Here is a 26,410-nt window from a genome sequence, read left to right as displayed (position 1 = left end):
GCTTTTTCCCCGGCGAACAATGTTGCCGCGGTTTCGTCTTCGTGATACTTACCGCCTGCCGCGCCGTCTTGGAACCTTCAAGGCTTGGCTAGGCTCTAGAAGATGATTCGCTAAAAGGACGCGCGCATGCCGCACTGGCTGATCATCGACCTCGAAGCCACCACCGACGAAGGCGGCTGGGCGGTCGAAGAAATGGAAATCATCGAGATCGGCGCTTGCCTGGTGAACCGTGACGGCCGCGAGCTGGACCACTTCCAGCGCTTCGTGCGCCCTCAGCGCAGGCCCTTGCTGACCCCCTTTTGCCGCGCCCTGACCCATATCACTCAGGCCGACATCGACGGCGCTCAGGGCCTGCCTCAGGTGTGGGCGCAATTCGAGCGTTGGCTGAGCCATCTGCCCTCGCCCTTGGCGGGCTGGGCCAGCTGGGGTGACTACGACCGCCAGCAGTTCCTGCTGGCGTGGCGAGAATATGGCCTGGAGAGCGGGCTGGCGAGCGTTCCCCACATCAACCTCAAGCAGCGCTTCGCCAAGGCGCGCCATCTCCCCCGCCCCCCAGGCCTCAACGGCGCCTTGCAACTGGCCGGCCTGCAGTTCCAGGGTAGCCAGCACCGCGCTTTGGAGGACGCCCGCAACACCGCGCGGCTGCTGCCTTTGGCGTTACCCGAACAGTACAAAAGCGGGTGACGGCCCCGCCTCGCTTGGGCATACTGGCACACCGTTTTTAGCCCCATAGCGAGAGGAAACGCCCATGTTCAAGGTCAACGAGTACTTCGACGGCACCGTCAAATCCATCGCCTTCGAAACCACCGAGGGCCCGGCGACCATCGGCGTGATGGCCCCGGGCAAATATGAATTTGGTACGGCGCAGCGGGAGATCATGCACGTGGTGTCAGGCGCCTTGAAGGTCAAACTGCCCGACAGCACCGACTGGGAAACCTTCGAAGCCGGGAGCCAGTTCAACGTCCCCGCTAACAGCAAGTTCCAGCTGGAAGTCGCCGGCGAAACGTCCTACCTCTGCGAATACCGCTGATCCTGGGCAAGCGGCCCGGCCTGGGCCGCGGAACTTCATTGCCAGGTGGCAGTCTGCCACTTGGGCCCCTTTTGTCATACGCGCGTCATGCCAGGGGCCCAGGCTATTCATATTGCCCTACCAGCCTATGAGGACCCCGCATGAGCCTGCAGCAGACCACCGAACGAACCCTGGCCGTGACTCCTGTACAGGAACACCACACGGTCGGCGGCGCCATCATCGACGGCAACGGCCGGGAAATCCCTATCACCGAGCAGATGGTGCGGGAAGCGTGCCAAACGCTGGATGTTTCCCTCCAGCCCGCCACGCGGCCCAATTGATTTGAGAAACAGGTAGCGCTGGGGCCGGCCATCCGGCCTAGCCCACGGGGCAGGCGGCGCTCCGCGTTCGTGGGCTTCGCCCGCTCATGACCGCTCCCGGCGCCTGCCGACCACGCCTGCCGCGCTTAAACCTTGGAACCCTCACAGAGTGTTGCGCCCAGCGCACTCACATACTGCCGCAGCACGGGCGCATCGCCTTCTATGCGCACCTTCAACCCGTCGATTTCGCGGCGCACCGGGTAGGCCTTGCGCAGCGCGTCGAAGGCTGCCCGCTGTTGCAACGGGTCGTCACTGAGGCTGCGGCGAAAATCGGCGTCGTCCACACGCGGGTCATAAACTCCTCGGCACAGCATCGCCAGGGCCCAGGCCGGGTCGGCCTGGGCGTCAAGGGTCACTTGTGCCAGCCAGGGCGGGGGCAGCAGGTTTTCGAGAAACACCTGCGGCGCTTCGTTGCGCCAGGCGCAGAACGCCTGGTAGATCGCCGAAGTGCCTCGCTGCTTGCCGTCGAGGCTATACCCGGCGATATGCGGCGTTGCCAGCACGCACAACTCGGCCAGGGCCGGATCTACCGTCGGCTCCTGCTCCCATACGTCCAGCACCGCCTGCAGGTCGTCCCGGGCCAGCAACACCTCTTTCAATGCCTGGTTGCTGATGACTGGGCCCCGGGCGGCGTTGATCAGCCAGGCGCCGGGGCGCAAGCGCTCCAGGCGCTCGCGGTCGAACAGGTGCCACGTTGGGCACGGGCCGCCCCGGGTCAAAGGCGTGTGCAGGCTGATCACGTCGCAGTGCTCGATGATTTCGTCCAGGGTGCTGTAGCCTCCGCCCTCGGCGGCCTGCCTGGGCGGATCGCAGACCCGCACCTGCCAGCCCAGGCCACGCAGCACCGCGGCCAGCCGGCCGCCGACCTGGCCGGCGCCGACGATGCCAAAGCTGCGGCTGGGCAAGGCCACTCCGTCGAGTTCGGCCAGGGTCAACAGGCTGCCCAGCACATAGTCCACCACGCCGCGGGCGTTACACCCGGGCGCACTGGCCCATTCGACGCCCGCGGCTTCGAGCCAGGGAAGGTCCAGGTGATCGGTGCCGATGGTGCAGGTGCCCACGAAGCGCACCGCGCTGCCTTCGAGCAGTTGTCGGTTGACCTGGGTGACCGAGCGCACCAGCAGCACGTCGGCATCGCGTACGGCCTCTGGGCTCAGGGTTCGTCCGGGCAAACGGCGGATTTCCCCGAAGCCTGCGAAGAACGCGTCGACCAGCGGAATGTTTTCGTCAGCCACGATCAGCATAGGGTGCCTATGGGCGCTCACTGCGCCTTCTTGCGAATCCAGTAAAGGTAGGTGCCTGCCTCTTCCTGCTGGCCAACCAGCTCGTGTTCGAGGAAAGCACAGAATTTGGGGATGTCACGACGCGTCGAAGGATCGGTGGCGATCACTTTGAGCAGGCCGCCGGCAGGCAAGTCGCGCACGTGCTGGTGCAACATCATTACCGGCTCCGGGCAGTTCAGGCCGGTGGCGTCGAGCACGGCGTCGACCGTCAGGTGTTCCAGGGCATCGGGCATGGGGTACCTCTATGAGCGGGGCGGCAGTGTCTGGGGGCTGCGCCGGGGGTTATCACTTGTCCAGCCGGCGCAGGTGGCAGGTCACTTCTTCACGGTCGTGGTAGAGCTGCTTGCAGCCGATGGCGACCTTTATTCGCCGGGCCTCGAAGCCCTCGCGGATGCGCTCGAGCAGGCGGCGCACTTCGGCATACCGTTGCTTCATCGGCAGCTTGAGATTGACCACCGCTTCGCGGCAATACCCCTCGCCCAGCCAGGTTTCCAGCAGGGCAGCATTGCGGGCAGGCTTTTCCACGATGTCGCAGACCATCCAGTCCACGGGGGGCCGCGGCGCGTAGGTGAAGCCGTCCGCCATCAAGTGGCGTACCAGGCCGGTGTCCATCAGGCTTTGCGCCATGGGGCCATTGTCCACGGCGGTCACCAGCATGCCGCGGTTGACCAGTTGCCAGGTCCAGCCGCCGGGCGCGGCGCCCAGGTCTACGGCGGTCATGTCGCCATGCAGGCGGTCATCCCACTGGTCGCGGGGGATGAAATGATGCCAGGCCTCTTCCAGCTTGAGGGTGGAGCGGCTGGGGGCCTGGCGGGGGAATTTCAGCCGGGGAATGCCCATCGGCCACATCGCGCTGTTGTGCTCATCGGCAATGCCAAGGAACACCTCGCGGCCGCTGATGAAGGTCAGCAGCAAGCGCTGGCCGGTGCTCGACGGGCGTAGCTTGCCGGCCTTTTCCAGGGCTTTGCGCAAGGGCGCTTCGAACTTGCGGCAGAAGGTGGACAGCTCCTTGCCGTCATTGGTGTCCAGCACTTCCAGCCACAGGCTGGCGCATGCCGGATAGTCCTCCAGGGCCTGGAGCAGCACGCTGATACGGTCCGTTTCCGGTAGCGCCACGAATTGCCCGCGCGCCCATTGGCGAGGGAAGATCAGTTCGCGAAAGCGCATGCCAGTCATCAACTGCTCGGGGCCTTGCGCGTCCGCGCATACGAACTCCGCGCAGGCGCTGGCGGGCCTGGCCTTGGCATAGCCGGCCACCCCCAGGCGCGCCGCATGCTCGCTGATTTCCGCGCAAACCTCGCCCTCGAAACCGGGGCGGCAGTGAAGCAACAAGGTATTCATCTACACTCCGCTGGCCACGCCCTATGCTTGAACCCAACGCATTGCGTAAGGCATGGCGTGACAAACCGCCGATGATAGCGCAGCCGCAGCGAGCGTGCGCCTTTGCGTTGAGGGCGCGGCGCCCGATGGTGAACCCGTGGGAACCCAGCCGGCGGCGGTAAAGTCCAGTGCAAAGAACCTTAGCCATTGGCCCGTGCCGTGCGCGCCGCTCAGGAGACCGTTGCATGCCCTCCCTCGACAGCCTGAAAACCCTGCAGACACTCAAGGTCGGCGACCGCGAGTACCACTATTACAGCCTGCCCGCCGCCGCTGCGCAGCTGGGCGACCTGCAACGGCTGCCGATGTCGCTCAAGGTGCTGCTGGAGAACCTGCTGCGCTGGGAGGACGGTGTGACCGTTACCCCGGCCGACCTGCAGGCCCTCGCCGCCTGGCTGCAGCAGCGGCGCTCCGACCGGGAGATTCAGTACCGCCCCGCGCGGGTGCTGATGCAGGACTTCACCGGCGTACCCGCGGTGGTGGACCTGGCCGCCATGCGCGCCGCGGTGGCCAAGGCCGGCGCCGATCCGCAGCGGATCAACCCACTGTCGCCGGTGGACCTGGTCATCGACCACTCGGTGATGGTGGACCGCTACGGGACCGCGCAGGCCTTCGGCGAAAACGTGGACATCGAGATGGAGCGCAACGGCGAGCGTTATGCCTTCCTGCGCTGGGGCCAGAGCGCCTTCGACAACTTCAGCGTGGTACCGCCGGGCACGGGCATCTGCCATCAGGTTAACCTTGAGTACCTGGGCCGCACCGTATGGACGCGCGAAGAGGACGGCCGCACCTACGCCTTCCCCGACACCCTGGTGGGCACCGACTCGCACACCACCATGATCAACGGCCTGGGCGTGCTCGGTTGGGGCGTGGGCGGTATCGAGGCGGAAGCCGCCATGCTGGGCCAGCCGGTGTCGATGCTGATCCCTGAAGTGGTGGGTTTCAAGCTCACCGGCAAGCTGCGCGAGGGCATTACCGCCACCGACCTGGTGCTGACGGTAACGCAGATGCTGCGCAAGAAAGGCGTGGTGGGCAAGTTCGTCGAGTTCTATGGCGACGGCCTGGCAGACCTGCCCCTGGCCGACCGCGCCACCATCGCCAACATGGCACCCGAATACGGCGCCACCTGCGGTTTCTTCCCGGTAGACGACATCACCCTCGGCTACCTGCGGCTGTCGGGCCGGCCAGAAGCGGCCGTGCAGCTGGTCGAGGCCTACTGCAAGGCGCAAGGGCTATGGCGCCTGCCAGGGCAGGAACCGGTGTTCAGCGAACAGCTGGCGCTGGACATGGGCGAGGTCGAATCCAGCCTCGCCGGGCCCAAGCGGCCACAGGACCGGGTACCGCTCGGCCAGGTAAGCCAAGCGTTCAATGACTTCATCGGCCTGCAACTCAAGCCGGCCAGCAAAGAGGAAGGCCGCCTGGAAAGCGAAGGTGGCGGCGGCGTGGCGGTGGGCAACGCCGACCAGGCCGGCGAGGCCCAATACACGGACGCCACCGGTACCTACGCGCTCAAGCACGGCGCCGTGGTGATCGCCGCCATCACGTCCTGCACTAACACCTCCAACCCCAGCGTGATGATGGCGGCCGGCCTGCTGGCGAAGAAGGCGGTGGAGAAAGGGCTGACGCGCAAACCCTGGGTGAAGACCTCGCTGGCGCCGGGCTCCAAGGTGGTGACGGACTACTACAAAGCCGCTGGGCTGCTGCCGTTCCTCGAACAACTGGGCTTCGACCTGGTGGGCTATGGCTGCACCACCTGCATCGGCAACTCCGGGCCGCTCGACGCGCCCATCGAGAAAGCCATTCAGCAGGCTGATCTGACCGTCGCCTCGGTGCTGTCTGGCAACCGCAACTTCGAGGGCCGGGTTCACCCGCTGGTGAAAACCAACTGGCTCGCCTCGCCGCCGCTGGTGGTGGCCTACGCCCTGGCGGGCAATGTGCGCATCGACATCTCCAGTGACCCGCTGGGCGCAGGCCCGGATGGCCAGCCGGTGTACCTGCGGGATATCTGGCCCAGCCAGCGGGAAATCGCCGATGCCGTCGCCAAGGTGAGCACTGCGATGTTCCGCAAGGAATACGCCGAGGTGTTCACCGGCGACGCGCAATGGCAGGCCATCGAGGTGCCGCAAGCCGCGACCTACGTGTGGCAGGAAGGGTCTACCTATATCCAGCACCCGCCGTTCTTCGAGGAGATCGCCGGCCCCTTGCCGGTCATCGCAAACGTTGAAGGCGCGCAGGCCCTGGCGGTCCTGGGGGACTCGGTCACCACCGACCACATCTCCCCCGCCGGCAATATCAAGGCCGACAGCCCCGCCGGGCGTTACCTGCGGGAAAAAGGCGTGGAGCCCAAGGACTTCAACTCCTACGGGTCGCGCCGCGGCAACCACGAAGTGATGATGCGCGGTACCTTCGCTAACATCCGCATCCGCAACGAAATGCTCGGCGGTGAGGAAGGCGGCAATACCTTGCACATCCCTACCGGCGAAAAGCTGGCCATCTACGATGCCGCCATGCGCTACAAGGCCGCCGGCACCCCGCTGGTGATCATCGCGGGGCAGGAATACGGCACCGGCTCCAGCCGCGACTGGGCCGCCAAGGGCACCAACCTGCTGGGGGTCAAGGCGGTGATCGCCGAGAGCTTCGAGCGCATCCACCGCTCCAACCTGGTGGGCATGGGGGTGCTGCCGTTGCAGTTCTTCCCCGAGCAAAGCCGCAAAACCCTGGGCCTCACCGGCCATGAACGCTTCGACGTCCTCGGCCTCACCGGCGCCACCCTCACGCCCCGGATGCACCTGACCCTGCGCATCACACCCGCCGCCGGCGCGCCGGTGGACGTGGAAGTGCTGTGCCGGATCGACACCTTGAACGAGGTGGAATACTTCAAGGCCGGGGGGATTCTGCATTATGTGTTGCGGCAGATGATCGCGGCCTGAGCCAGCGGTTCGCGGGGGCTGTCGCCCGATCTTGCAAAGCCGGTTCATCCGCGTCTTTGCAGGCGCGGGTGACAGCCGGCGAACCGTCGGCAGAAAGAGTTCTTAAACTTCTTCGCCCTTCGGCCGACACCCTGCCAAAGCCCTCAGCGGAACCTGCCTCCCCATGCGCAACAATCAGCCCGTCACCCAGCGTGAACGTACCTTCCCCGCTCACCAGCGGTTGATCTCGACCACTGACACCAAAGGCCTGATCACCTACTGCAACGATGCCTTCGTGGAGATCAGCGGGTATGACCGGGAGGAGCTGATCCGTGCCCCGCATAACCTGGTGCGCCACCCAGACGTGCCGGCGGCAGTGTTTGCCCATATGTGGAACACCCTCAAGGAGGGCCGCCCGTGGATGGGGATCGTCAAGAACCGTTGCAAGAGCGGGGATTTTTACTGGGTCAACGCCTATGTGACCCCCGTGCTGGAGAACCGCCAGGTGGTGGGCTACGAATCGGTACGGGTCAAGCCCAGCGCCGAGCAGGTCCGCCGGGCACAGACCCTCTATGCCCGTCTCAACGCCGGCAAAGCGCCGGTGGCGGCCATGGAACGCTGGCTGCCGCTGCTGCGCGACTGGCTGCCGTTCATTCTAGTGAGCCAGGTGGGCTTCTTGATCGGCCTGTGGTTGAGCGGCGGCTGGGGCTTCCTGGCTGCCGCGGCGCTGTCGGTCCCGCTGGGGCTGCTGGGCTTGAGCTGGCAACAGCGTGGGCTCAACCGCTTGCTGGAGCTGGCCGAACAGACCACCTCCGACCCGCTGATCGCGCAGATGTACACCGATAGCCGCGGCGTGCAAGGCCAGCTGGAAATGTCCATGCTCAGCCAGGACGCACGCTTGAAAACCTGCCTCACCCGCTTGCAGGACACTGCCGAGCACCTTAACGGCCAAGCCCGCCAAGCCGATCATCTGGCCCATGAAAGCTCCGAGGGGCTGGACCGGCAGAAGGCTGAAACCGAGCAAGTGGCCGCTGCGGTCAACCAGATGGCCGCCACTACTCAGGACGTGGCCAACCATGTGCAACGCACCGCCGATGCCACCCAGCAGGCCAACCGCCTGACCAGCCGTGGCCGCGGCATCGCCGGAGAAACCCGCGACGCCATCGAGCGGTTGTCTGCTTCGGTAGGCGAGACCGGCCAAACCGTCACGCGCCTGGCCAAGGACAGCGACGAGATCGGCGGCGTGGTCGATGTGATCAAAGGCATCGCCGACCAGACCAACCTGCTGGCGCTCAACGCCGCGATCGAAGCGGCTCGCGCCGGTGAAATGGGCCGCGGCTTCGCGGTGGTCGCCGACGAAGTACGCCAGCTGGCCCAGCGCACCGCTGAGTCCACCGGGCAGATCCACGGCTTGATCGCCAAGCTCCAGCAAACCGCCAATGCCGCGGTGCAGACCATGGAAGCGGGGCACCGCCAGGCCGAAGAAGGCGTGGCCCGGGTGCTGGAGGCTGACGAAGCCTTGGTGGGGATCAGCGAAGCGGTGGCCAACATCACCGACATGACTACCCAGATTGCGGCGGCCACCGACCAACAGCGCACCGTGGCCGAGGAAGTCAGCCGCAATATCAGCACCATTGCGCAATTGGCCGACCAGACCTCCGGCAAGGCACAAAGCACCGCCCTGCTCAGCGAAGCCCTGACCCAGACCGCCGCCAGCCAATACTCGTTGGTGGAGCGGTTCAACCGCTAAGGCGATCTGCCGGCTTTACCCTTACGGGAGATTCCATGGTCCCGCGCAAGCAGCAGCACGGCTTGCCGGCGACCGGGACCGGGACCGGGACCGGGACCGGGACCGGGGATCGTGCGGTGTTGGGGCCTATTGCGCGCAAGCCCTGCTGCTACGGGGCCCGCGTTGTGGAGCGATCCATGTCGTACGGCCGGTATCTACAGGAACGCGCAAATCCGGTCGGCCGCGGCCTCCAGGTGCTGCTCGTGGGTGAACCCTGAGCTTTTGAGGGGCTTGAGATCGTGGTCGGCGGCGGCCAGCCAATACACCTCGATGGCTGGCGACAGCTCGTAGGCCTCCACGCTGGCGCGGTCCCCCAGGGCATCGCGCTCGCCCTGGAGAATCAACGTAGGCACCTGGATGGCCGCCAGGTGCTCGGTTCGCGGCTTCTCGGGCCTGCCAGCGGCGTAGAACGGATAACCCAGGCACACCAGGGCGTCGGCGCCTAGCTCGTTCGCCAACAGGCTGGCCATGCGCCCGCCCATGGACTTGCCACCGATAGCCAGCCTTCCCGCCACCTGGGTACGCGCCAGCGCATATACTTCACGCCATTTCTCCAGCAACCGCGTTTGCGGGTTCGGCGGGCGCTTGCCACCGTCTACGCGGCGCTGGGCCATATAAGGGAACTCGAAACGCAGCACATCCACCCCACCCCGGGCCAGAAGGCTGGCCACGGTGTTCATGAAGGGGCTGTCCATGGGCGCGCCTGCGCCATGGGCCAGGATCAGGCAGGTGCGCTCGTCCTCGCTGGCCTGGCTGCTGGCGCTGTCCCACAACCAGCCGTTTTCGCGGACTCGCTCGGCCCATTCATCGTTCACGTCGGCTACCTCCGGGCAAAGCCCGACTGTGCCTGAGGCTGGGCGAAAGCACCACGCCGGCGGCAGCAAAAAACTTGACCAGCCAGACAGGAAAACCATAGAGTCCGGCTGCCGGCGAGGCGCCCGGTCGCATTGCGCGACGAAGCGGCTTCCCCCACACTGCCGCCGGCTGCCCCGCCCCGATTGTGGAATAGACATGAGCACGACACAGAGCACCACGGCTTATAACTACCGGGTTGTGCGCCAGTTCACCGTTGCGACTGTGATCTGGGGCATCCTCGGCATGGCGGTGGGCGTTTTCATTGCGGCGCAGCTGGTTTGGCCGGGCCTGAACCTCAACCTGCCCTACACCACCTTCGGCCGCTTGCGCCCCTTGCACACCAACCTGGTGATCTTCGCCTTCGGCGGCTGCGCGCTGTTCGGCACCTCACTGTATGTGGTGCAACGCACCTGCCAGGCCAGGCTGATCTCCGACGCCCTGGCGCAATTCGTGTTCTGGGGCTGGCAGGCAGTGCTAGTGGCAGCCGTGGTATCGCTGCCACTGGGCTATACCACCAGCAAGGAATACGCAGAACTCGAGTGGCCCATCGCCGTGCTGCTGGCCGTGGTGTGGATCGCCTACGCCTGGCTGTTCTTCGGCACCGTGATGGCGCGCAAGGTCCGGCATATCTACGTGGCCAACTGGTTTTACGGCGCGTTCATCCTGGTGATGCTGATCCTGCATATCGTCAACCATCTCGCGCTGCCGGCCAGCTTGATGAAGTCCTACCCGCTGTATGCCGGCGCCACCGATGCGATGGTGCAGTGGTGGTACGGCCACAACGCCGTAGGCTTTTTCCTGACCACGGGCTTTCTCGGCATGATGTATTACTTCGTGCCCAAGCAGGCCGAGCGGCCGGTGTACTCCTATCGGCTGTCGATCGTGCACTTCTGGGCGCTGATCACGCTGTATATCTGGGCCGGCCCCCACCACCTGCACTACACCGCCCTGCCGGACTGGGCGCAAAGTTTGGGGATGGTGATGTCGGTGATCCTGCTGGTGCCCAGCTGGGGCGGCATGATCAACGGCATGATGACCCTGGCAGGGGCCTGGCACAAACTGCGTACAGACCCGATCCTGCGGTTCCTGGTGGTGGCCCTGGCGTTCTACGGGATGTCCACCTTCGAGGGGCCGATGATGGCCCTCAAGACGGTCAATGCGCTGTCCCACTACACCGATTGGACCATCGGCCACGTGCACGCTGGCGCGCTCGGCTGGGTGGCGATGATCACCATCGGCGCCACCTACCACATGGCCCCTCGCGCCTTCGGCCGCCCGGCCATGCACAGCATTACCGCGATCAACGCGCACTTCTGGCTCGCCACCGTGGGCACCGTGCTGTACATCACCGCCATGTGGGTCAATGGCCTGATGCAGGGGCTGATGTGGCGCGCGGTCAACGACGACGGCACGCTGACCTACACCTTCGTGCAGGCGGTGCAGGCCAGCCACGGCGGTTACCTGGTGCGGCTGGCCGGCGGCGCCTGCTTCGCCAGCGGCATGCTGGTGATGGCCTGGAACCTCTGGCGCACCGTGCGCGCCAGCAGCCCGGAACAAGCGGCGCAAGCCGCCGCCATGCCCTCCGAGGCCCAGCCATGAACCACCAGCGGCTGGAAAAGAACGTCGGCCTGCTGGCGTTGATGATGATCCTGGCCATCAGCGTGGGCGGCCTGACCCAGATCGTGCCGCTGTTCTTCCAGGACGTGACCACCCAGCCCATCGTTGGCATGAAGCCGCGCAGCGCGTTGGAAGTGGAAGGTCGCGACGTGTACATCGCCAACGGCTGCGTAGGCTGCCATTCGCAGATGATCCGCCCCCTGCGCGCGGAAACCGAACGCTACGGGCATTACTCGGTGGCCGGCGAGAGCGTGTGGGACCATCCCTTCCTGTGGGGCTCCAAGCGCACCGGGCCAGACCTGGCACGGGTGGGCGGGCGCTATTCGGATGCCTGGCACGTGGCCCACTTGAAAGACCCGCGCAGCCTGGTGCCCGAGTCCGTGATGCCGGCGTATGCGTTCCTCGCCCAGGCGCCCGTGGATGGCAAGCAGACGGCCCGTAAACTGCAAACCCTGCGGGCGCTGGGCGTGCCCTACGGTGATGCGGACATCGCCGGCGCCGAAGCCGCGATGCGCGGCAAAACCGAAATGGACGCGCTGGTGGCCTATTTGCAAGGCCTCGGCACCTTGATCAAAAGCAAACGGTGACGCCCATGGATATCGGAACCCTGCGCGGGCTAGGCACCCTGGCGGTCTTCTTGAGTTTTATCGGGTTGATCGTTTGGGCCTGGAGCAAGGCCCGCAAAGCGGATTTCGACGAAGCGGCGCAACTGCCCTTCGCCGACGAACCGGCCAAGGGCCCGGGCGATGAGTGATTTCTGGAGCCTGTACATCACCGTGCTGACCCTCGGCACGCTGGGCGCCATGGCATGGCTGCTGTACGCCACCTTCCGCGCCCCGCCGCCGGCTGGCGAAGGCAAAACCACGGGCGAAAGCTTCGACGGGATCGAGGAATACGACACGCCCCTGCCCCGCTGGTGGCTATGGCTGTTCGGCGCGACCCTGGTGTTCGCGCTGGTTTACCTGGCGCTGTACCCAGGCCTTGGCAACTGGCGTGGCCTGATGCCAGGCTACGAATACCTGGACCCTACCAAGAAAGCGCATTTCGCCAACGGCCAGGCGGGCTGGAGCAGCGTGCACGAATGGGAACGGGAACAAGCCCAGGCACAGGCACAGTACGCGCCGCTGCTGGCGCGCTTCGCCGCCACCCCGGTCGAGGCCCTGGCCAAAGACCCCCAAGCCATGAAGATGGGCGAGCGGCTGTTCGCCTCTAATTGCGCCCTTTGCCATGGGCTGGACGCACGTGGCGCGCCGGGCTTTCCGGACCTCACCGACCAGGCCTGGCGCTGGGGCGGCAGCCCCGAGGCGATCACCACCAGCATCCTCAAGGGCCGCATGGGCGTGATGCCGCCGTGGGGGCCAGTGCTTGGCGCCCAGGGCGTGGCAGACGTGACCGCCTATGTGCTGCAGCTCAACCAACGCCCGCTGCCCAGCGGCGTGACCGCGAGCGCCGCCAATGGCCAAACGCTGTTCGCCACCACCTGCGCGCTCTGCCATGGCAAAGGCGCTGAAGGTAACCCAGCCATGGGCGCGCCGAACCTGGCCCAGGCCGGTGCGTTCATCTACGGGTCGAGTTTTGCCCAGGTCAGCGAGACCATCGCCAATGGTCGCCAGGGGCAGATGCCGGCGCAGCAACTGCTGCAAGGCGATGACCGGGTGCACGTGCTCGCTGCTTATGTATGGAACCTGGCCCATGACGACGCCGAGCGATAGCCGTATACCGGTACAGCTGCTGGGCAACACCCCGGCGCCTCCACGCGGCCTCGGGAAAATCCAGCCGCGCACTGCACCGGGGCGCTTCCGCCGCCTGCGGGTGGGGCTGGGCGCGGTGCTGCTCGGGTTGTTCTTCGGCCTGCCCTGGCTGCAGATCAACGGCCGCCCGGCCGTGTGGTTCGACCTGCCGCAGCGCCAGTTCCACCTGTTCGGCGCCACCTTCTGGCCGCAGGAGTTCACCCTCCTGGCCGGCGTGCTGATCGTGGCCGCCTTCGCGCTGTTCTTCACGACCGTCTACGCGGGCCGCCTGTGGTGCGGGTACGCTTGCCCGCAAAGCGTGTGGACTTGGCTGTTCCTGTGGTGCGAAAAAATCACCGAGGGCGAACGCCGGCAACGGCTTCGCCTGGATGCCGCGCCAGGATCGCTCACCAAGGCCCTGCGCCGCGCTGCCAAGCACGGGCTGTGGCTGGTGCTGGCGTTGGCCACGGGGCTGGCGTTCGTCAGCTACTTCAGCCCGGCGCGGGCGCTGGTGATAGACGGCTTCACCGGGCAGGCCTCGGCGTGGGCGTATTTCTGGGTGGGGTTCGTCACCCTGGCCACCTACCTCAACGCCGGCTGGTTGCGCGAGCAGGTATGCGTACACATGTGCCCCTATGCGCGCTTCCAGAGCGTGATGCTCGACCGCGACAGCCTGATCGTGGCCTACGACAGTGGCCGTGGCGAAGCCCGTGGCCCCCGGCGCCCAGGCAGTGACCCGCGCGCGCAGGGGCTGGGCGACTGCATCGACTGCACCCTGTGCGTGCAGGTATGCCCCACCGGGATCGACATCCGCGACGGCCTGCAGATCGCCTGTATTGGCTGCGCCGCCTGCGTGGACGCCTGTGACGAGGTGATGAGCAGGATGAACTATCCCAAGGGGCTGATCAGCTACACCAGCGAACGCGCCCTGGCCGGTGAGCCACCCACCCGGTTGCGCCCCAGGCTGTTGGGCTATGGCGCGGTGCTGGGGCTGATGCTCCTGGCGCTTGGCGCCTCCCTGGCCACGCGTGCGCCGGCCACGCTGGATATCAGCAAAGACCGCCTGCTTTACCGGGAAAGCGCCGATGGCCGGCTGGAGAACGTTTACCGCTTGAGCGTGACCAACAAAACCGCGATCGACCAGACCTACCACCTCAGCGCCAGCGGCTGGCCGGGGCTGCGCTTGCAAGGCAACGCCCAGTTGAACGTGCCGGCGTTCGCCGAGGCCAGCGCAGTAGTGACCCTGTCGCTGGCGCCCGAGCAGTGGCCCGGCCGCACCGTTGCGATCAGCTTCCACCTGGCAGCTGGCGATGCTCAGCTCAGCGCCGATAGCCGCTTCACCGGGCCGGACCCTTGAACGGGGCGGCGATGAATACAGGCGCCTGGTACCGCCACCGCTGGCCGTGGTTCATCTTCGGCCTGATGCTGGCTTCGATCGGCGGCACCCTGCTGATGGTAACCATCTCCCTGCGCCAGCCCGATGGCCTGGTTACGGACCAGTACTATGCCGCGGGCCTGGGCATCGACCGCAGCCTGGCGCGTGAGCGGCTCGCGCGGCAACTGGGCCAGCAGGCCGTGCTGCGTATCGACCAGGTCACCGGCCAGGTCGACCTTCAACTGACAGGCGACAGCCAGCCGCCGCAGCTGAGCGTTAACCTGCTGTCGCCTACCCAGCCCGAGCAGGATGCCCATTTGACGCTGAACTTCAGCGGCCAGCCAGGGCGCTATCTGGGGCACCTGGACACAGCCGTGACGGGCCGGCGCTTTATCGAAGTGCTGGGCGAGCAGCAGGGGCAGCCCTGGCGGTTGTTCGAAGAAGAGTGGCTTGCCCCCGGCACCGATGCGCGGCTTGGGGATGAACCTCTGCCCGGCGAACTGCGGCGGCAAGCCCAATGATCAACTGCTACCACTGCCAGCTGCCGGTGGCGTACCCCGGCCGCTTCGCCGCCACTGTGGGCGGCCAGGCGCGGGCGTTTTGCTGCCCCGGTTGCCAGGCGGTGGCCGAAACCATCAGTGCGGCGGGCCTGGGGCAGTTCTACCACTATCGCGAAGGCCCCTCGGCCAACCCTCGCGAGCTACCCCGGCCCTCGGCCGACGAGTTGGCGCTGTACGACCGGCCGGACCTGGCCCAGCGGTTCGCACACAACGTGGGCGACAGCCAGGAGGCGACGCTTCAGGTGCAGGGCATCACTTGCGCCGCCTGCGCTTGGTTGATCGAGCGCAGGCTAGGGCAACTGCCGGGGGTGGCGCAGGTGCAGCTGAACCTGACCAACCGCCGCCTGCACCTGCGCTGGCACGCCACGGCGACCAGCCTTGGGCACTTGATTGGCCAGTTGCAGGCTCTGGGGTACGCCGCCGAACCCTGGCAGGCAGACGTCGCCAGCCTGGCCCTGGCCGAAGAAAACCGCGGTGCCCTGCGGCGCCTGGGTGTGGCCGGGATTTTATGGTTCCAGGCGATGATGGCGGCCATGGCCACCTGGCCGGAATTCAACCTGGACCTGTCACCCCCGCTGCACCAGATCTTGCGCTGGGTGGCCTTGCTGCTCACCACGCCGATCGTGTTCTACAGCTGCGGTCCCTTGTTTCGCGCGGCGTGGCGGGCGCTGCAGGCACGCAGCCTGAGCATGGACGTGTCGGCCGCACTGGCGATCGGGCTGGCGTATTGCGCCGGGATTTACACCGCGATCCACGGCCGGGGCGAGCTGTATTTCGACACCGTGGGCATGTTCGCGCTGTTCCTGCTCGGCAGCCGCTACCTCGAGCGGCGCGCCCGGGAACGCACCCAGCTCGGCGGCCAGGGCCTGGCCCGGCTGTTGCCGGCCTCCTGCCTGCGTTGTGTCGAGGGCGCGGCGGACGAGCGCGTGCTGCTCAGTGAATTACGCCCCGGAGATCGAGTGCGGGTGCCCAGCGGCGGCCAGGTGCCCGCCGATGGGGTCATCCTGGCGGGCGATGGCCAGCTCGATGAGGCCCTGCTCACCGGTGAGTCGCGCCCCCAGCCGCGTGGCCCCGGCGGCTCGGTCAACGCCGGCACGCTCAACCTCGGCAGTGCGCTGGTGGTCGAAGTGCAGGCCACCGGTGGCGGCACGCGCGTGTCAGCCATCCTCCGCTTGCTGGAGCAAGCCCAGGCCCAGAAGCCACCGCTGGCCCAGTGGGCAGACCGGGCGGCGCGGGTGTTCCTGGCCATCAGCCTGCTGCTGGCGGGCGTGGTCGGCGCCGCCTGGAGCTGGTTCGACCCCAGCCGGGCGTTCTGGGTAGTGCTCTCGCTGCTGGTCGCCACCTGCCCCTGCGCGCTGTCGCTGGCGATCCCGACCGTTCTCACCGCAGCCACGGGCAGCCTGCAACGCTTGGGCCTGCTGGTGTTGCGTGGTGACGTGCTGGAAAGCCTGAACCGCATCGACACCCTGGTGCTGGATAAAACCGGCACCCTCAGCGAGGGCCGCCCCACCCTGAACCAGGTAGTACCCCTGGGCGATACCTCGGCGGCCACGGCGCTGGAGTGGGCCGCGGCCCTCCAGGCGCAGGTGGATCATCCGTTGGCGCGCGCCTTTGGCCCTTCGCCGCTGCTGGCCGAAGCCGTGCGCAGCGAACCGGGCCGCGGGCTGGAGGGCACCGTCGCGGGCATGCGCCTGCGCCTGGGTGACCCGGCGTTTGTCGCCCAACTGGCCCATAACGCCGCGCCCACCCTGCCGTCCAACCACGGCCAATGGCTGCTGTTGGGCAGTGCCGCAGGGCCACTGGCTTGGTTTGCCCTGCACGATCGGCTGCGGCCCGGTGCCCAGGCGCTGGTCGAGGATGCCCGTCAACGCGGCTGGCAGGTGATGATCCTCTCCGGGGACCGCTCGCCAGCGCTGGCAGAGGTCGCCGCAGCACTGGGCATACCTGCCCACGGCGGGCTCACACCCGAGCAGAAGCTCGCCACCCTGCAACGCCTGCGCGCTGAGGGCTGTCGCGTGCTGGTAGTAGGCGATGGCGCCAACGACGCGCCCGTGCTGGCGGCAGCGGATGTGGGCATTGCCATGGGCGCCGGCACGGACCTGTCCAAGGCCCGCGCCGATGCGGTGCTGCTCGGCAATGACCTGGCCAGCCTGCCCCGGGCCTTCGCCCTGGCCGGCAAAGGCCGGCGCATCGTGCTGCAGAACCTGGGCTGGGCGGCGCTCTACAACGCCCTGGTGCTGCCGTTCGCCGCACTCGGCCTGGTAACGCCGGCGTGGGCCGCGCTGGGGATGTCAGTGAGTTCATTGGCGGTGACGCTCAACGCGCTGCGCGTGGCCCACGCTTCCTCGACACCTGCACAGGAGCAGCCGGCATGGCAGCGCTCTATTGGTTGATACCGGCGGCCCTGCTGATCGTGGCGGGGGCGCTATACGTGTTTTTCTGGGCGGTGGGCAGCGGCCAGTACGACGACCTGGACAGCCCTGCCCAGCGGATCCTGTTCGATGACGACGACCCGGCGCACCACGCCGCCGGCGAGCGCACCCAGGCGCCACGCGATGAGCGCTGACTGGCTGCCCGCGCTGGCCAGCGCCTGGCTGCTCGGCCTGCTCGGCGGCGGCCACTGCCTGGGCATGTGCGGCGGGCTGATGGGCGCTTTGAGCCTGGCTGCCCCGCCAGGCCAGGGCCGACGTTGGCCGTTGCTGCTGGGCTACAACCTCGGCCGGGTGCTCAGCTACGCGTTGGCCGGGCTGCTGTTCGGCAGCCTGGGCCTTGCCGTGGCGCATACCCCGGCCCTGGCGGTGCTGCGCACCCTGGCCGCGCTGCTGTTGATTGCCATGGGCCTGTATCTGGCCGGCTGGTGGCAGGGGCTGACCCGCGTGGAAGCGCTCGGCCGCGGCTTATGGCGCCGCTTGCAACCGCTCAGCCGCCACCTGCTGCCGGCGCGCACCGTGGGGCAGGCACTGGCCCTGGGTGGGCTATGGGGTTGGCTGCCGTGCGGGCTGGTGTACAGCGCCCTGCTATGGAGCGCCGCCCAAGGCGATGCCGTCAAAAGCGCCGCGCTGATGTTGGCCTTCGGCCTGGGTACCTGGCCGCTGATGTTTGCCACCGGGCTCGCCAGCCAAGGCCTGCTGGCTTGGCTGCGCCAGCGTGGCGTGCGTGTCGCCGCCGGGCTGCTGGTGCTGGCGTTTGGCTTATGGAGCTTGCCCGGCCCGCATCAGCATTGGCTGATGGGATGGCGGCACTGGTTTTGAGACGGTTGTACCGTTATGGGCTAACAGCTGCCTAACAGCACCTCAAGACTCTCCCCTCGCCCTGCCCCGGAAAAAATCAGTTACCCTTGCGCTTTGAGAGTGATTCAAGGAATTTCACAGATGTCCGAGCCACTTAAACAGGGCGCGAGCCATCAGGCCCACTGCAAGGAATGCAGCCTGGCACCGCTCTGCCTGCCCCTGTCGTTGAACCTGCAAGACATGGACGCGCTCGACGCTATCGTCAAGCGTGGCCGCCCGCTGAAGAAAGGCGACTTTCTGTTCCGTCAGGGCGACGCCTTCGGCGCGATCTACGCCGTGCGCTCCGGCGCGGTCAAGACCTTCAGCCTCAGTGACGGCGGCCAGGAGCAGATCACCGGCTTTCATCTGCCCAGCGAGCTGGTCGGCCTCAGCGCCCTGGACAGCGAGCATTACCCAGTGTCTGCGCTGGCGCTGGAAACCACCTCGGTGTGCGAGATCCCCTTCGAGCGCCTCGAAGACCTTGCCGCGCAGCTGCCGCAGCTTCGCCGGCAACTGCTGCGGGTGATGAGCCGGGAGATCCGCGACGACCAGCAAATGATGTTGCTGCTGTCGAAGAAAACCGCCGACGAGCGCATCGCGACCTTCCTGGTCAACCTGTCGGCGCGGTTTCGCGCACGGGGGTATTCCCCCAACCAGTTCCGGCTGAGTATGTCTCGCAACGATATCGGAAACTTCCTCGGCCTCGCGGTGGAAACCGTCTCTCGGGTGTTCACCCGCTTCCAGCAAGGCGGCTTGATCGCCGCCGAAGGCAAGGAAGTGCAGATCCTCCAGCCCGAAGAGCTTTGCGCGCTGGCGGGCGGGGCGATGCAGGGCTGAGCAGCGCCTGCCGGCGGCGGGTATAATGCCCGCCATTTGTGCCTGCCGAGACGTGCCCATGCCCTTCGATGACTCCACCCTCAAGTCCTTGATCCGCCCGGTGGTGGATTTCCCCAAGCCCGGTGTGGTGTTTCGCGACATCACCCCGCTGTTTCAGTCGCCCAAGGCCATGCGCACGGTGATCGACCATTTCGTGGAGCGCTATGTGGAGCAGAACGTGACCCACATTGGCGCCATGGATGCCCGTGGCTTTTTGATTGGCGCGGTGGTGGCCCATGAGCTGAACAAGCCGCTGATCCTGTTCCGCAAGCAGGGCAAGCTGCCCGCCGATGTGATCAGCGAGGGCTATCAGACCGAATACGGCGAAGCCTTTCTGGAAGTGCACGCCGACAGCCTGTGCGAAGGCGACTCGCTGGTGCTGTTCGATGACCTGATCGCGACCGGCGGCACCTTGCTTGCCGCGGTGAACCTCACCCGCCGCATGGGCGCCCATGTGCACGAAGCGGCCGCCATCATCGACCTGCCCGAGCTGGGCGGCGGCGGGCGGCTGACCGAGGCCGGCGTGCCGGTGTTTACCCTCACCGCCTTTGCGCTGGACGAAATGTAAGAACCGGGCGCGCCAACGCCAGGGCGCCGCGCCCAACCCTGTGGGACCGGGCGGGGCCCGGGAATGCGCTCCTCCCGGCTCGCAGGCTGGCGCCAGCTTATACGCCCGGGCCGTAGCAGCCGGGCTCGCCTGCGCTCAGGCGCAGCTCGGGTAGCGCCTGTCGCCGGGCTTGCCCTACAACGCCATCGGCTTGCGGCCGGCGAAGGAATGCGCAAGGGTGCCGCCGTCGACCATTTCCAGCTCGCCGCCCAGCGGCACGCCATGGGCGATGCGTGACACCACCAGGCCCTTGGCGCTGAGCAATTGAGCGATGTAATGGGCCGTGGCCTCGCCCTCCACCGTGGGGTTGGTGGCCAGGATCACTTCCGCCAAGGCCGCCTCGGCCTCGATCCGCTCCATCAGCTGCGGAATGCCGATCGCTTCTGGCCCTAGCCCGTCGAGTGGCGACAGATGGCCCTTGAGCACGAAGTAACGGCCGCGGAAACCGGTCTGTTCTACCGCATACACATCCATGGGCCCTTCGACCACGCACAGCAGGCTGTCGTCCCGACGAGGGTCGGCGCATTGCGGGCACAGCTGCTCTTCGGTGAGGGTGCGGCAGCGCTGGCAATGGCCCACCCCGTCCATCGCCTGGGCCAGCGCCTGGGACAGCCGGGCACCGCCGCTGCGATCACGCTCCAGCAATTGCAGGGCCATGCGCTGAGCGGTTTTCTGGCCCACGCCCGGCAAAATGCGCAGGGCGTCGATCAGTTGGCGGATCAAGGGGCTGAAGCTCATGACGAAACAACCTGACAAAAAACGGCGAAGCGCGGGTTATACCCGCGCTCCGCCGGTGGGTCAACGCTCGCCGGTCAATCGCCGACCTTCACCACCAGCTTGCCGAAGTTCTTGCCCTCCAACAGGCCGAAGAACGCCTCTGGGGCATTTTCCAGCCCATCCACCCGGTCCTCGCGGAACTTGATCTTGCCATCGCGCACCCACGGCACCATGGCCGAGAAAAACTCGGAATGCCGATCCTTGAAATCGTCGAACACGATAAACCCCTGCATGCGCACGCGCTTGGTCAGCAGCACCCGTGGCAGCAGGCTGAAACGGTCCTTGCCTTCGGGCAATTCGTGTTCGTTGTAGTGGGCGATCAGCCCACACAGCGGAATACGCGCATGCGCATTGAGCAAGGGCAACACGGCTTCGAAGACCTTGCCGCCAACGTTTTCGTAGTAAATGTCGATGCCTTTGTCGCAAGCGGCCTTGAGCGCCTCGGCGAACTGCTCGGAGCGGTGGTCGATGCAGGCATCGAAGCCCAGCTCATCCACCACGTAGCGGCACTTGTCTGCACCGCCAGCCACGCCGACGACCTTCAGGCCCTTGAGCTTGGCGATCTGGCCCACCACCGAGCCCACCGCCCCGGACGCGGCGGCGACTACCAGCGTCTCGCCTTCCTTGGGCTGGCCGATGTGGGTCAAACCCATAAAGGCTGTCATGCCCGGCATGCCAAGCACTCCCAGCGCCATCGAGGGTTGGGGTATCCCGGCGGGCAGCGGCATCAGCCCGCTGCCGTCAGAGATAGCGTGGGTTTGCCAGCCCGTGATACCCACCACCAGGTCACCCTTCTGAAATTTGGGGTGCCGGCTCTCCTCCACGCGGCTTACGGTACCACCGGTCATCACTTCGCCGATTTCCACCGGCGGCGCGTAAGAAGGCGCATCGCTCATGCGGCCACGCATGTACGGGTCCAGCGACAACCACAGGGTGCGCAGCAACAGTTGGCCGTCCTGGAGCTCAGGAAGCGCCTGGGTTTCACTGCGAAAGTTCTCGGAGGAAGGCTTGCCCTTAGGGCGGGAGGCCAGGACGATGCGATGGTTTTCAGTGGCGGCGGCCATGGGGGCGGCTCCTTCAGTCAGGGGGACTGAAAGAAGACCGCGCCAGGCCGAGGGTGTTTCCTCGGCCTGGCGGCGCGCCGTTAGAAGGGCATTTTGAAACCGGGCGGCAGTTGCATGCCGGAGGTCATGCCAGACATCTTCTCCTGGCTGTTCTGCTCGATCTTGCGTACCGCATCGTTCACCGCGGCGGCGATCAGGTCCTCGAGCACTTCTTTGTCTTCCTGCATCAGGCTGTCGTCCAGGTTGATGCGCTTGACGTCATGACGGCCAGTCATCACCACGCTCACCAGGCCCGCGCCCGATTGGCCGGTGACTTCGGCGTTGGCCAGCTCTTCCTGCATCTTGGCCATTTTTTCCTGCATCTGCTGGGCCTGCTTCATCAGGCCCGCCATGCCACCTTTCATCATGGTCAGTACTCCACTCGTTCTGTTTCATTGGCCCTGGTTAGCCAGGGCGTCCAGGGGTTCGATGGTATCGTTGCGCACCGTGGCGCCAAAGCGTTCGACCAGTTGGCGGATGAACGGATCGCTGGCGATGGCCTGCTCGGCATCGTGCTGGCGTTCTATCCGCCGGCGTGCGGCGGCCTGAGCGGGGGTTTCCTGCTGCGGCCGCACCAGCTCGATCTTCACCGTGAGGGTACGCCCCAGGTGCTGGTTCAGGGCATCGTTCAGCCGCCGCTGCTGGGTTGGGTTGAAGAACGCGCCTTGGTCGGGGTCCAGGTGCAGCAGCCAGGTGTCGCCCTCTACGCTCACCAGGCTGCAATTGGCCGCGATGCTACCGGTGAGGCCAGACACCGGCAGCTTGGGATACAGCTCCAGCCACTGCAACGCCAGGCCCGTGGCCGGTTGCGCGGCGGGCTTGGGTTCCGGCGCGGGCTCAGGCTCTGCGGCATGGCTGGCAAGGTCGTCCAGGTAACCATAGCCGGCTGGGTCCGCCTCGGCCGGGTAGTAATCGTCGTCCGCCGGCGGCTCGTCGTCGCGCATCCCGGCGGGTTGGTATTCGATCGGCGCGCCGCCGTTGTCATCGAGTTCGGCGTCCACTTCCGGCGCCGGTGGCACGGCGCTGGCAGGGGTAGGCACAGGCATCGGGAGCAGCTCGGGCGGCTCGGCGCGCGTATCGAGCACCGCCTCGGGCGCCGGTGCTGGCGCTGTGACCGGCACCTCCGGCTCGTTCCATGGCAGGCTTGGGTCGTCCACGGCCATGGGCTGCGGCGCCGGCTTGGGCTCGGGATGGGGCCTGGGTTGCGCGACCGGTGCCGGCTGGGGCTGGGGCTGGGGCTGGGCAGAAACTGCCGCCGGGGCCACCGCCTTAGGGGAATCAGCCGTGGCCTGGCTGATCCCCGACACCTTTAGCTGGGCTGGGGGTGCAGTGTCACCGGCCGGGCGGAACGCCAGCATGCGCAGCAGTACCATCTCGAAGCCTGCGCGCGGCTCTGGGGCCAGGGGCAGGTCACGCCGGCCAATCAGGCCCATCTGGTAATAGAACTGCACATCCTCAGCGGGCAAAGCCTGCGCCAGGGCCAATACCCGCTCGCGATCCCCATGGCCGTTGTCGACCGCGTCGGGGAGCGCCTGGGCGATGGCCACGCGGTGCAACACGTTGAGTATTTCGGCCAGCACTCCGGCCCAGTCCGGGCCCTGCTCCGCCAGGTGGCCGATAGCAGCCAGCAGCGCCTTGGCGTCCCCCTCGAGCAATGCCTGCAGCACGTCGAACACCTGGCCGTGGTCCAGCGTGCCAAGCATCGCCCGCACATCGGCGGCCAACACACGGCCTTCGCCGAAGGCAATGGCCTGGTCGGTCAGGCTCATGGCGTCGCGCATCGAGCCATCGGCCGCGCGGCCCAGCAGCCACAAGGCGTCCTGCTCGAAGGGAATGCTCTCGGCACCCAACACATGCGCCAGGTGGTCCACCACCCGTTCGGGGGTCATGTTCTTCAGCGAGAACTGCAGGCAGCGCGAGAGGATGGTCGCCGGGAGCTTTTGCGGGTCCGTGGTGGCGAGGATGAACTTGACGTAGGGCGGCGGCTCTTCGAGGGTTTTGAGCAAGGCGTTGAACGAGTGCGTGGACAGCATGTGCACTTCGTCGATGAGGTAGACCTTGAAGCGGCCGCGGCTGGGGGCGTACTGCACGTTGTCGAGCAATTCGCGGGTGTCTTCGACCTTGGTGCGGCTGGCGGCGTCGATCTCGATCAGGTCGACGAAGCGGCCTTCATCGACCTCACGGCACACCGAGCAGCTGCCGCATGGCGTGGAGGTGATCCCGGTTTCGCAGTTCAGGCACTTGGCGATGATCCGCGCGATGGTGGTTTTACCCACCCCACGGGTGCCGGTGAACAGGTAGGCATGGTGCAGCCGCTGGTTGTCCAGCGCGTTGACCAGGGCCTTGAGCACATGGCCCTGCCCGACCATTTCGCTGAAGGAGCGCGGCCGCCATTTACGTGCAAGAACCTGATAACCCATGGAAACCCGTCACAACCTGAAGCTTAGGACCGCCAATCGTAGCCGAGCAGGGCTTAAAAAGCATCCGCCACGGCAGGCGGGGCATGCATCGGCGGTAAAGTTTCCGGATTCGTCCCATGGCCGGGTTTCGCTTTGCTGGGCACCCTTTATCGCGCCAAGGAATGACGCCCATGACCACTATCGCTTTGAAAACCCGCTCCCGCACCGACTGGCTGATCGTGCACTGCTCCGCCACCCGCGCCAGCGCCACGGTGCGCGCGGCCGACATTCGCCGTTGGCACCTGGCCCAAGGCTGGGCGGACATCGGCTATCACTATGTAATCTGCCGCGACGGCACCCTGGAAACCGGCCGACCCGAAGGGGCTGTGGGCTCCCATGTAAGGGGTTTCAACCAGGCCTCGGTGGGCATCTGCCTGGTGGGCGGGCTCGATCCCAACGGCAAGCCAGAGAACAACTTCACTTCCGAGCAATTCGCCTGCCTGCACACCCTGCTCGGTGATCTCAAGGGCCGCTACCCGGGCGCGCAAATCCGTGGCCACCGGGACTTCTCCCCCGACCGCAACGGGGACGGGAAGATCACCCCGAACGAGTTCATCAAGGCGTGCCCGTGCTTCGACGTCACGCAATGGCTGGCCAGCCACCCACTCTCCTGACTCAGTCGTAGCGCAAGCGCACCGTGTAGTGCGCCTCGATCCCGGCCATTTGCGGCTGGAAGTGCGTGTTGGTGATCACGTAGCTCACCACTTCACCATCGGGCCGGTGATGCTCCAGGGTATCGCCGGCGCCGGCATTGAGGGTCACCTCCCAGATCAGCGCCTTGTTGGGTTCCAGCCGCGTTTCGAAAGGGCCGAAGCGGGTGCCGTCGATGCGCAGGATATAAACGATATCCAACGGCGAGTTGAGGGGCTGTTCCACGGGGCACACTCCGTACCAATGCATGTTCACGAAACGCTGGAATATGAAGCAGCCACCGGGCCTTGTAAATGCGCTCCGCGTCGTAATTACCCGGCGGCCGCTAGCGCACCAGCACCGGCACCAGGCTCATGAACGTAGGTACCGCCGGCCATCGGCCAGAGCCATCGAAGCTTAAATACGCCTCCACATAAAAGCTCTCGTTGAGCTTCAAACGGCTGAGCAAGGCTTTGGGAATCACCAGGTCACCGTTCTGGCCCACGCCTGTCGCCAGTTCCGAGGCTTCGATCTTCCGGCCCTCGACCACCGCCTCATCCACCCCGCCGTCGCTGCGGTCCACTCCTGTTACACGCACCATCAACCGCTGGTAATCGGTCATCATTCTCCAGGCGCTCAGCCTCAAGGGCGCGCCGGTCGCGGGCACACGGCTGAGCGACAACTGCGAGCCATCGACCAAGGCACACTGCACCGTCGGGAAATTCAAGCCGCGAGACTCGTTCACCGTCAGTTGCAACACGTCCGACCCATGCACCACGCCCTGTAAGTCTGTGGTTTCGTAGCGGACCGGCACACGGTTGTCCAGGTGGGCGGCGACCTCGTACTCGCCGATCTCCAGCGTATCGCCCGCACCGCCGACGATGGGCACGCGCACGCCGCCAACCTGCCCTGGCTCGCCGAAGATCAGCGCTGCGGTTTCGCCAGGCTTGATCACCGCATTGGCAGGGATACGGATCTGAATGCCACCCACCGCTTGTGCGGCCCTTAGCGTTTGGTTCGCCCCGCTGCCTGTGGCGCCAACGGCCTGCGGCACGGGCAGCACTCGCGGCACCGGGGTGGCCCGCACAGGCAGTTGAACGGTGCCGGATTGCGCCGAGTTGCCAGCGTAATCGGTAATCCGATAATGAACGAAACGGGCGCCATCTCCGCGCGCGCGGATCGCGTCACCGCTAAATATCAATGTCATCGGCGGCAGCAGGTCTGCCACCCATTGGGTACCAAGCTGCTCATTCGCGTTGAGGCTACGGTCCCAGTACCAAGTGATCTGATCACCAGGTGCCTGGCCTCCATAGGCCGGCAGCGTTGCGCTGAGCTGGTCCCCGTTGGCCTGCAGGTAGTCATCGGTCACCCCGCTGCCCACCTCCGGAGGAAACACCAACTGGGCCGGTGGCGTTCCCAGGGCAGGAGGAACCCGATCCACGGTAACGGTGACCGCTTCGCCCGGGCTTACGCTGCCGTTCCCTAGGGTCACGTTGTAATCAAGCTGATGCGGCCCGTGGGTAAGGTTGAGCTGAAGGTCGAACAGCAGGTCGTCTTCGTCAAAGTCTCGATCCAGTTGCTGGTCGTGAACGAGGGCGCCATCCCAGCAGATCTTTACTCTCGGCCCCACCAGCCCGCCACTGACCGGCCACTTCGGCAGTTTTACCTGCAGCGGGGCAGCGAGCACCGCTACGGGTAGTACGTTGACGGGGCCGCCCGGCAAAGTCGGCAGCGCGGCCGGTACTTCGGCAGGAAGGAGGCTGGCCTGCTCTAGGTTTTTATCATGCATGGTTCACCTCCTCGAG

General features: G+C 66.2%; 26 protein-coding genes and 1 pseudogene. 17 read left to right on the top strand and 10 right to left on the bottom strand.

From position 1 onward, the window contains the following. Positions 1 to 126 precede the first annotated feature (126 nt). The 3 genes from OGL93_RS18550 (at position 127) to OGL93_RS18540 (ending at position 1,350) form a co-directional block, all read left to right on the top strand. Positions 127 to 684 (top strand): exonuclease domain-containing protein, encoded by a 558-nt coding sequence (locus tag OGL93_RS18550; RefSeq protein ID WP_263264317.1) that lies wholly within the window; start codon positions 127 to 129, stop codon positions 682 to 684. A 64-nt stretch (positions 685 to 748) separates the two neighbouring features. Then, positions 749 to 1,030, top strand: a complete 282-nt coding sequence (locus OGL93_RS18545) for a pyrimidine/purine nucleoside phosphorylase (RefSeq protein ID WP_263264316.1) — start codon at positions 749 to 751, stop codon at positions 1,028 to 1,030. Between the two features lie 140 nt (positions 1,031 to 1,170). Then, positions 1,171 to 1,350, top strand: a complete 180-nt coding sequence (locus OGL93_RS18540) for a PA1571 family protein (protein WP_263264315.1) — start codon at positions 1,171 to 1,173, stop codon at positions 1,348 to 1,350. A 125-nt stretch (positions 1,351 to 1,475) separates the two neighbouring features. On the opposite strand, the gene pdxB is transcribed toward OGL93_RS18540, so the two are convergent. The 3 genes from pdxB to rlmM all read right to left on the bottom strand — a co-directional run bounded on the left by pdxB (position 1,476) and on the right by rlmM (position 4,013). Beyond that, positions 1,476 to 2,633 carry a 4-phosphoerythronate dehydrogenase PdxB gene (gene pdxB, locus OGL93_RS18535; RefSeq protein ID WP_263264314.1) on the bottom strand — a complete coding sequence of 386 codons (1,158 nt, stop codon included), beginning with the start codon at positions 2,631 to 2,633 and terminating at the stop codon, positions 1,476 to 1,478. 17 nt (positions 2,634 to 2,650) lie between these two features. Continuing rightward, positions 2,651 to 2,893, bottom strand: coding sequence for a sulfurtransferase TusA (gene tusA, locus OGL93_RS18530; protein ID WP_263264409.1), 243 nt, complete (start codon positions 2,891 to 2,893; stop codon positions 2,651 to 2,653). Between the two features lie 64 nt (positions 2,894 to 2,957). Continuing rightward, positions 2,958 to 4,013, bottom strand: a complete 1,056-nt coding sequence (rlmM, locus tag OGL93_RS18525; RefSeq protein WP_263264313.1) for a 23S rRNA (cytidine(2498)-2'-O)-methyltransferase RlmM — start codon at positions 4,011 to 4,013, stop codon at positions 2,958 to 2,960. Positions 4,014 to 4,237: 224 nt separating this feature from the next. On the opposite strand from rlmM, the gene acnA reads away from it, so the two are divergent. Both acnA and OGL93_RS18515 read left to right on the top strand, forming a co-directional pair. Continuing rightward, positions 4,238 to 6,979 carry an aconitate hydratase AcnA gene (gene acnA / locus OGL93_RS18520; protein ID WP_263264312.1) on the top strand — a complete coding sequence of 914 codons (2,742 nt, stop codon included), beginning with the start codon at positions 4,238 to 4,240 and terminating at the stop codon, positions 6,977 to 6,979. A gap of 163 nt (positions 6,980 to 7,142) precedes the next feature. After that, positions 7,143 to 8,708: a PAS domain-containing methyl-accepting chemotaxis protein gene (locus tag OGL93_RS18515; protein WP_263264311.1), complete on the top strand. Its 1,566-nt coding sequence runs from the start codon at positions 7,143 to 7,145 to the stop codon at positions 8,706 to 8,708. A 194-nt stretch (positions 8,709 to 8,902) separates the two neighbouring features. Here the strand turns inward: OGL93_RS18515 and OGL93_RS18510 are convergent, their stop codons facing one another. Then, positions 8,903 to 9,562 carry an alpha/beta family hydrolase gene (locus tag OGL93_RS18510; protein ID WP_263264310.1) on the bottom strand — a complete coding sequence of 220 codons (660 nt, stop codon included), beginning with the start codon at positions 9,560 to 9,562 and terminating at the stop codon, positions 8,903 to 8,905. 196 nt (positions 9,563 to 9,758) lie between these two features. On the opposite strand from OGL93_RS18510, the gene ccoN reads away from it, so the two are divergent. The 11 genes and pseudogenes from ccoN (at position 9,759) to OGL93_RS18455 (ending at position 19,597) form a co-directional block, all read left to right on the top strand. Further along, positions 9,759 to 11,201 carry a cytochrome-c oxidase, cbb3-type subunit I gene (gene ccoN / locus OGL93_RS18505; protein WP_263264309.1) on the top strand — a complete coding sequence of 481 codons (1,443 nt, stop codon included), beginning with the start codon at positions 9,759 to 9,761 and terminating at the stop codon, positions 11,199 to 11,201. Next, the gene (gene ccoO, locus OGL93_RS18500; RefSeq protein ID WP_263264308.1) at positions 11,198 to 11,806 is read left to right on the top strand and encodes a cytochrome-c oxidase, cbb3-type subunit II; all 609 of its coding nucleotides are present in this window, start codon (positions 11,198 to 11,200) and stop codon (positions 11,804 to 11,806) included. Before ccoN ends, ccoO begins: the two co-directional genes overlap by 4 nt. A 5-nt stretch (positions 11,807 to 11,811) precedes the next feature. After that, on the top strand, positions 11,812 to 11,973 hold the full coding sequence (locus OGL93_RS18495; RefSeq protein ID WP_263264307.1) for a cbb3-type cytochrome c oxidase subunit 3: 162 nt from the start codon (positions 11,812 to 11,814) through the stop codon (positions 11,971 to 11,973). Next, a complete protein-coding gene (gene ccoP / locus OGL93_RS18490; protein WP_263264306.1) occupies positions 11,966 to 12,931 on the top strand; it encodes a cytochrome-c oxidase, cbb3-type subunit III in 966 nt (321 codons plus the stop codon). The genes OGL93_RS18495 and ccoP overlap by 8 nt, the downstream gene beginning before the upstream one ends. Positions 12,932 to 13,010: 79 nt before the next feature. Continuing rightward, positions 13,011 to 14,306, top strand: a pseudogene (ccoG, locus tag OGL93_RS18485) (cytochrome c oxidase accessory protein CcoG); the annotation flags it as partial. An 11-nt stretch (positions 14,307 to 14,317) separates the two neighbouring features. Continuing rightward, positions 14,318 to 14,845: a FixH family protein gene (locus OGL93_RS18480; protein WP_263264305.1), complete on the top strand. Its 528-nt coding sequence runs from the start codon at positions 14,318 to 14,320 to the stop codon at positions 14,843 to 14,845. Further along, on the top strand, positions 14,842 to 17,277 hold the full coding sequence (locus tag OGL93_RS18475) for a heavy metal translocating P-type ATPase (protein WP_263264304.1): 2,436 nt from the start codon (positions 14,842 to 14,844) through the stop codon (positions 17,275 to 17,277). Before OGL93_RS18480 ends, OGL93_RS18475 begins: the two co-directional genes overlap by 4 nt. Beyond that, positions 17,256 to 17,450, top strand: a complete 195-nt coding sequence (gene ccoS / locus OGL93_RS18470) for a cbb3-type cytochrome oxidase assembly protein CcoS (protein WP_263264303.1) — start codon at positions 17,256 to 17,258, stop codon at positions 17,448 to 17,450. The genes OGL93_RS18475 and ccoS overlap by 22 nt, the downstream gene beginning before the upstream one ends. Next, on the top strand, positions 17,440 to 18,135 hold the full coding sequence (locus OGL93_RS18465) for a sulfite exporter TauE/SafE family protein (RefSeq protein ID WP_263264302.1): 696 nt from the start codon (positions 17,440 to 17,442) through the stop codon (positions 18,133 to 18,135). The genes ccoS and OGL93_RS18465 overlap by 11 nt, the downstream gene beginning before the upstream one ends. A gap of 120 nt (positions 18,136 to 18,255) precedes the next feature. Continuing rightward, positions 18,256 to 18,990 (top strand): fumarate/nitrate reduction transcriptional regulator Fnr, encoded by a 735-nt coding sequence (fnr, locus tag OGL93_RS18460; protein ID WP_263264301.1) that lies wholly within the window; start codon positions 18,256 to 18,258, stop codon positions 18,988 to 18,990. Between the two features lie 58 nt (positions 18,991 to 19,048). Continuing rightward, positions 19,049 to 19,597 carry an adenine phosphoribosyltransferase gene (locus tag OGL93_RS18455; RefSeq protein WP_263264408.1) on the top strand — a complete coding sequence of 183 codons (549 nt, stop codon included), beginning with the start codon at positions 19,049 to 19,051 and terminating at the stop codon, positions 19,595 to 19,597. Positions 19,598 to 19,771: 174 nt separating this feature from the next. On the opposite strand, the gene recR is transcribed toward OGL93_RS18455, so the two are convergent. The 4 genes from recR to dnaX form a co-directional block, all read right to left on the bottom strand. Next, positions 19,772 to 20,374: a recombination mediator RecR gene (gene recR, locus OGL93_RS18450; protein WP_263264300.1), complete on the bottom strand. Its 603-nt coding sequence runs from the start codon at positions 20,372 to 20,374 to the stop codon at positions 19,772 to 19,774. Between the two features lie 74 nt (positions 20,375 to 20,448). Next, on the bottom strand, positions 20,449 to 21,477 hold the full coding sequence (locus OGL93_RS18445; RefSeq protein WP_263264299.1) for an NADP-dependent oxidoreductase: 1,029 nt from the start codon (positions 21,475 to 21,477) through the stop codon (positions 20,449 to 20,451). 80 nt (positions 21,478 to 21,557) lie between these two features. Then, positions 21,558 to 21,884, bottom strand: a complete 327-nt coding sequence (locus OGL93_RS18440; protein WP_263264298.1) for a YbaB/EbfC family nucleoid-associated protein — start codon at positions 21,882 to 21,884, stop codon at positions 21,558 to 21,560. A gap of 24 nt (positions 21,885 to 21,908) precedes the next feature. Next, entirely contained in the window at positions 21,909 to 23,936 is a 2,028-nt protein-coding gene (dnaX, locus tag OGL93_RS18435; protein ID WP_263264297.1) for a DNA polymerase III subunit gamma/tau, read from the bottom strand. Positions 23,937 to 24,106: 170 nt separating this feature from the next. On the opposite strand from dnaX, the gene OGL93_RS18430 reads away from it, so the two are divergent. Beyond that, positions 24,107 to 24,589, top strand: coding sequence for an N-acetylmuramoyl-L-alanine amidase (locus tag OGL93_RS18430; protein ID WP_263264296.1), 483 nt, complete (start codon positions 24,107 to 24,109; stop codon positions 24,587 to 24,589). Position 24,590: 1 nt separating this feature from the next. Here OGL93_RS18430 and OGL93_RS18425 read toward each other — a convergent pair whose 3' ends face one another. Further along, the gene (locus OGL93_RS18425) at positions 24,591 to 24,851 is read right to left on the bottom strand and encodes a hypothetical protein (protein WP_263264295.1); all 261 of its coding nucleotides are present in this window, start codon (positions 24,849 to 24,851) and stop codon (positions 24,591 to 24,593) included. Between the two features lie 100 nt (positions 24,852 to 24,951). Next, positions 24,952 to 26,394: a hypothetical protein gene (locus OGL93_RS18420; RefSeq protein ID WP_263264294.1), complete on the bottom strand. Its 1,443-nt coding sequence runs from the start codon at positions 26,392 to 26,394 to the stop codon at positions 24,952 to 24,954. Between the last annotated feature and the right edge of the window lie 16 nt (positions 26,395 to 26,410).

Origin of the sequence: Pseudomonas sp. RIT-PI-S, assembly GCF_025642975.1 — a bacterium.
Classification (GTDB): domain Bacteria; phylum Pseudomonadota; class Gammaproteobacteria; order Pseudomonadales; family Pseudomonadaceae; genus Aquipseudomonas.
This window is presented reverse-complemented; position numbering and strand designations above follow the sequence as displayed.

Bases quoted from the DNA above. Each gene is read 5' to 3' on its own strand.
- OGL93_RS18550 (WP_263264317.1), top strand. From the start codon at position 127: ATGCCGCACTGGCTGATCATCGACCTCGAAGCCACCACCGACGAAGGC.
- OGL93_RS18545 (WP_263264316.1), top strand. From the start codon at position 749: ATGTTCAAGGTCAACGAGTACTTCGACGGCACCGTCAAATCCATCGCC.
- OGL93_RS18540 (WP_263264315.1), top strand. From the start codon at position 1,171: ATGAGCCTGCAGCAGACCACCGAACGAACCCTGGCCGTGACTCCTGTA.
- pdxB (WP_263264314.1), bottom strand. From the start codon at position 2,633: ATGCTGATCGTGGCTGACGAAAACATTCCGCTGGTCGACGCGTTCTTC.
- rlmM (WP_263264313.1), bottom strand. From the start codon at position 4,013: ATGAATACCTTGTTGCTTCACTGCCGCCCCGGTTTCGAGGGCGAGGTT.
- acnA (WP_263264312.1), top strand. From the start codon at position 4,238: ATGCCCTCCCTCGACAGCCTGAAAACCCTGCAGACACTCAAGGTCGGC.
- OGL93_RS18515 (WP_263264311.1), top strand. From the start codon at position 7,143: ATGCGCAACAATCAGCCCGTCACCCAGCGTGAACGTACCTTCCCCGCT.
- ccoN (WP_263264309.1), top strand. From the start codon at position 9,759: ATGAGCACGACACAGAGCACCACGGCTTATAACTACCGGGTTGTGCGC.
- ccoO (WP_263264308.1), top strand. From the start codon at position 11,198: ATGAACCACCAGCGGCTGGAAAAGAACGTCGGCCTGCTGGCGTTGATG.
- OGL93_RS18495 (WP_263264307.1), top strand. From the start codon at position 11,812: ATGGATATCGGAACCCTGCGCGGGCTAGGCACCCTGGCGGTCTTCTTG.
- ccoP (WP_263264306.1), top strand. From the start codon at position 11,966: ATGAGTGATTTCTGGAGCCTGTACATCACCGTGCTGACCCTCGGCACG.
- OGL93_RS18480 (WP_263264305.1), top strand. From the start codon at position 14,318: ATGAATACAGGCGCCTGGTACCGCCACCGCTGGCCGTGGTTCATCTTC.
- OGL93_RS18475 (WP_263264304.1), top strand. From the start codon at position 14,842: ATGATCAACTGCTACCACTGCCAGCTGCCGGTGGCGTACCCCGGCCGC.
- ccoS (WP_263264303.1), top strand. From the start codon at position 17,256: ATGGCAGCGCTCTATTGGTTGATACCGGCGGCCCTGCTGATCGTGGCG.
- OGL93_RS18465 (WP_263264302.1), top strand. From the start codon at position 17,440: ATGAGCGCTGACTGGCTGCCCGCGCTGGCCAGCGCCTGGCTGCTCGGC.
- fnr (WP_263264301.1), top strand. From the start codon at position 18,256: ATGTCCGAGCCACTTAAACAGGGCGCGAGCCATCAGGCCCACTGCAAG.
- OGL93_RS18455 (WP_263264408.1), top strand. From the start codon at position 19,049: ATGCCCTTCGATGACTCCACCCTCAAGTCCTTGATCCGCCCGGTGGTG.
- recR (WP_263264300.1), bottom strand. From the start codon at position 20,374: ATGAGCTTCAGCCCCTTGATCCGCCAACTGATCGACGCCCTGCGCATT.
- OGL93_RS18445 (WP_263264299.1), bottom strand. From the start codon at position 21,477: ATGGCCGCCGCCACTGAAAACCATCGCATCGTCCTGGCCTCCCGCCCT.
- OGL93_RS18440 (WP_263264298.1), bottom strand. From the start codon at position 21,884: ATGATGAAAGGTGGCATGGCGGGCCTGATGAAGCAGGCCCAGCAGATG.
- dnaX (WP_263264297.1), bottom strand. From the start codon at position 23,936: ATGGGTTATCAGGTTCTTGCACGTAAATGGCGGCCGCGCTCCTTCAGC.
- OGL93_RS18430 (WP_263264296.1), top strand. From the start codon at position 24,107: ATGACCACTATCGCTTTGAAAACCCGCTCCCGCACCGACTGGCTGATC.
- OGL93_RS18420 (WP_263264294.1), bottom strand. From the start codon at position 26,394: ATGCATGATAAAAACCTAGAGCAGGCCAGCCTCCTTCCTGCCGAAGTA.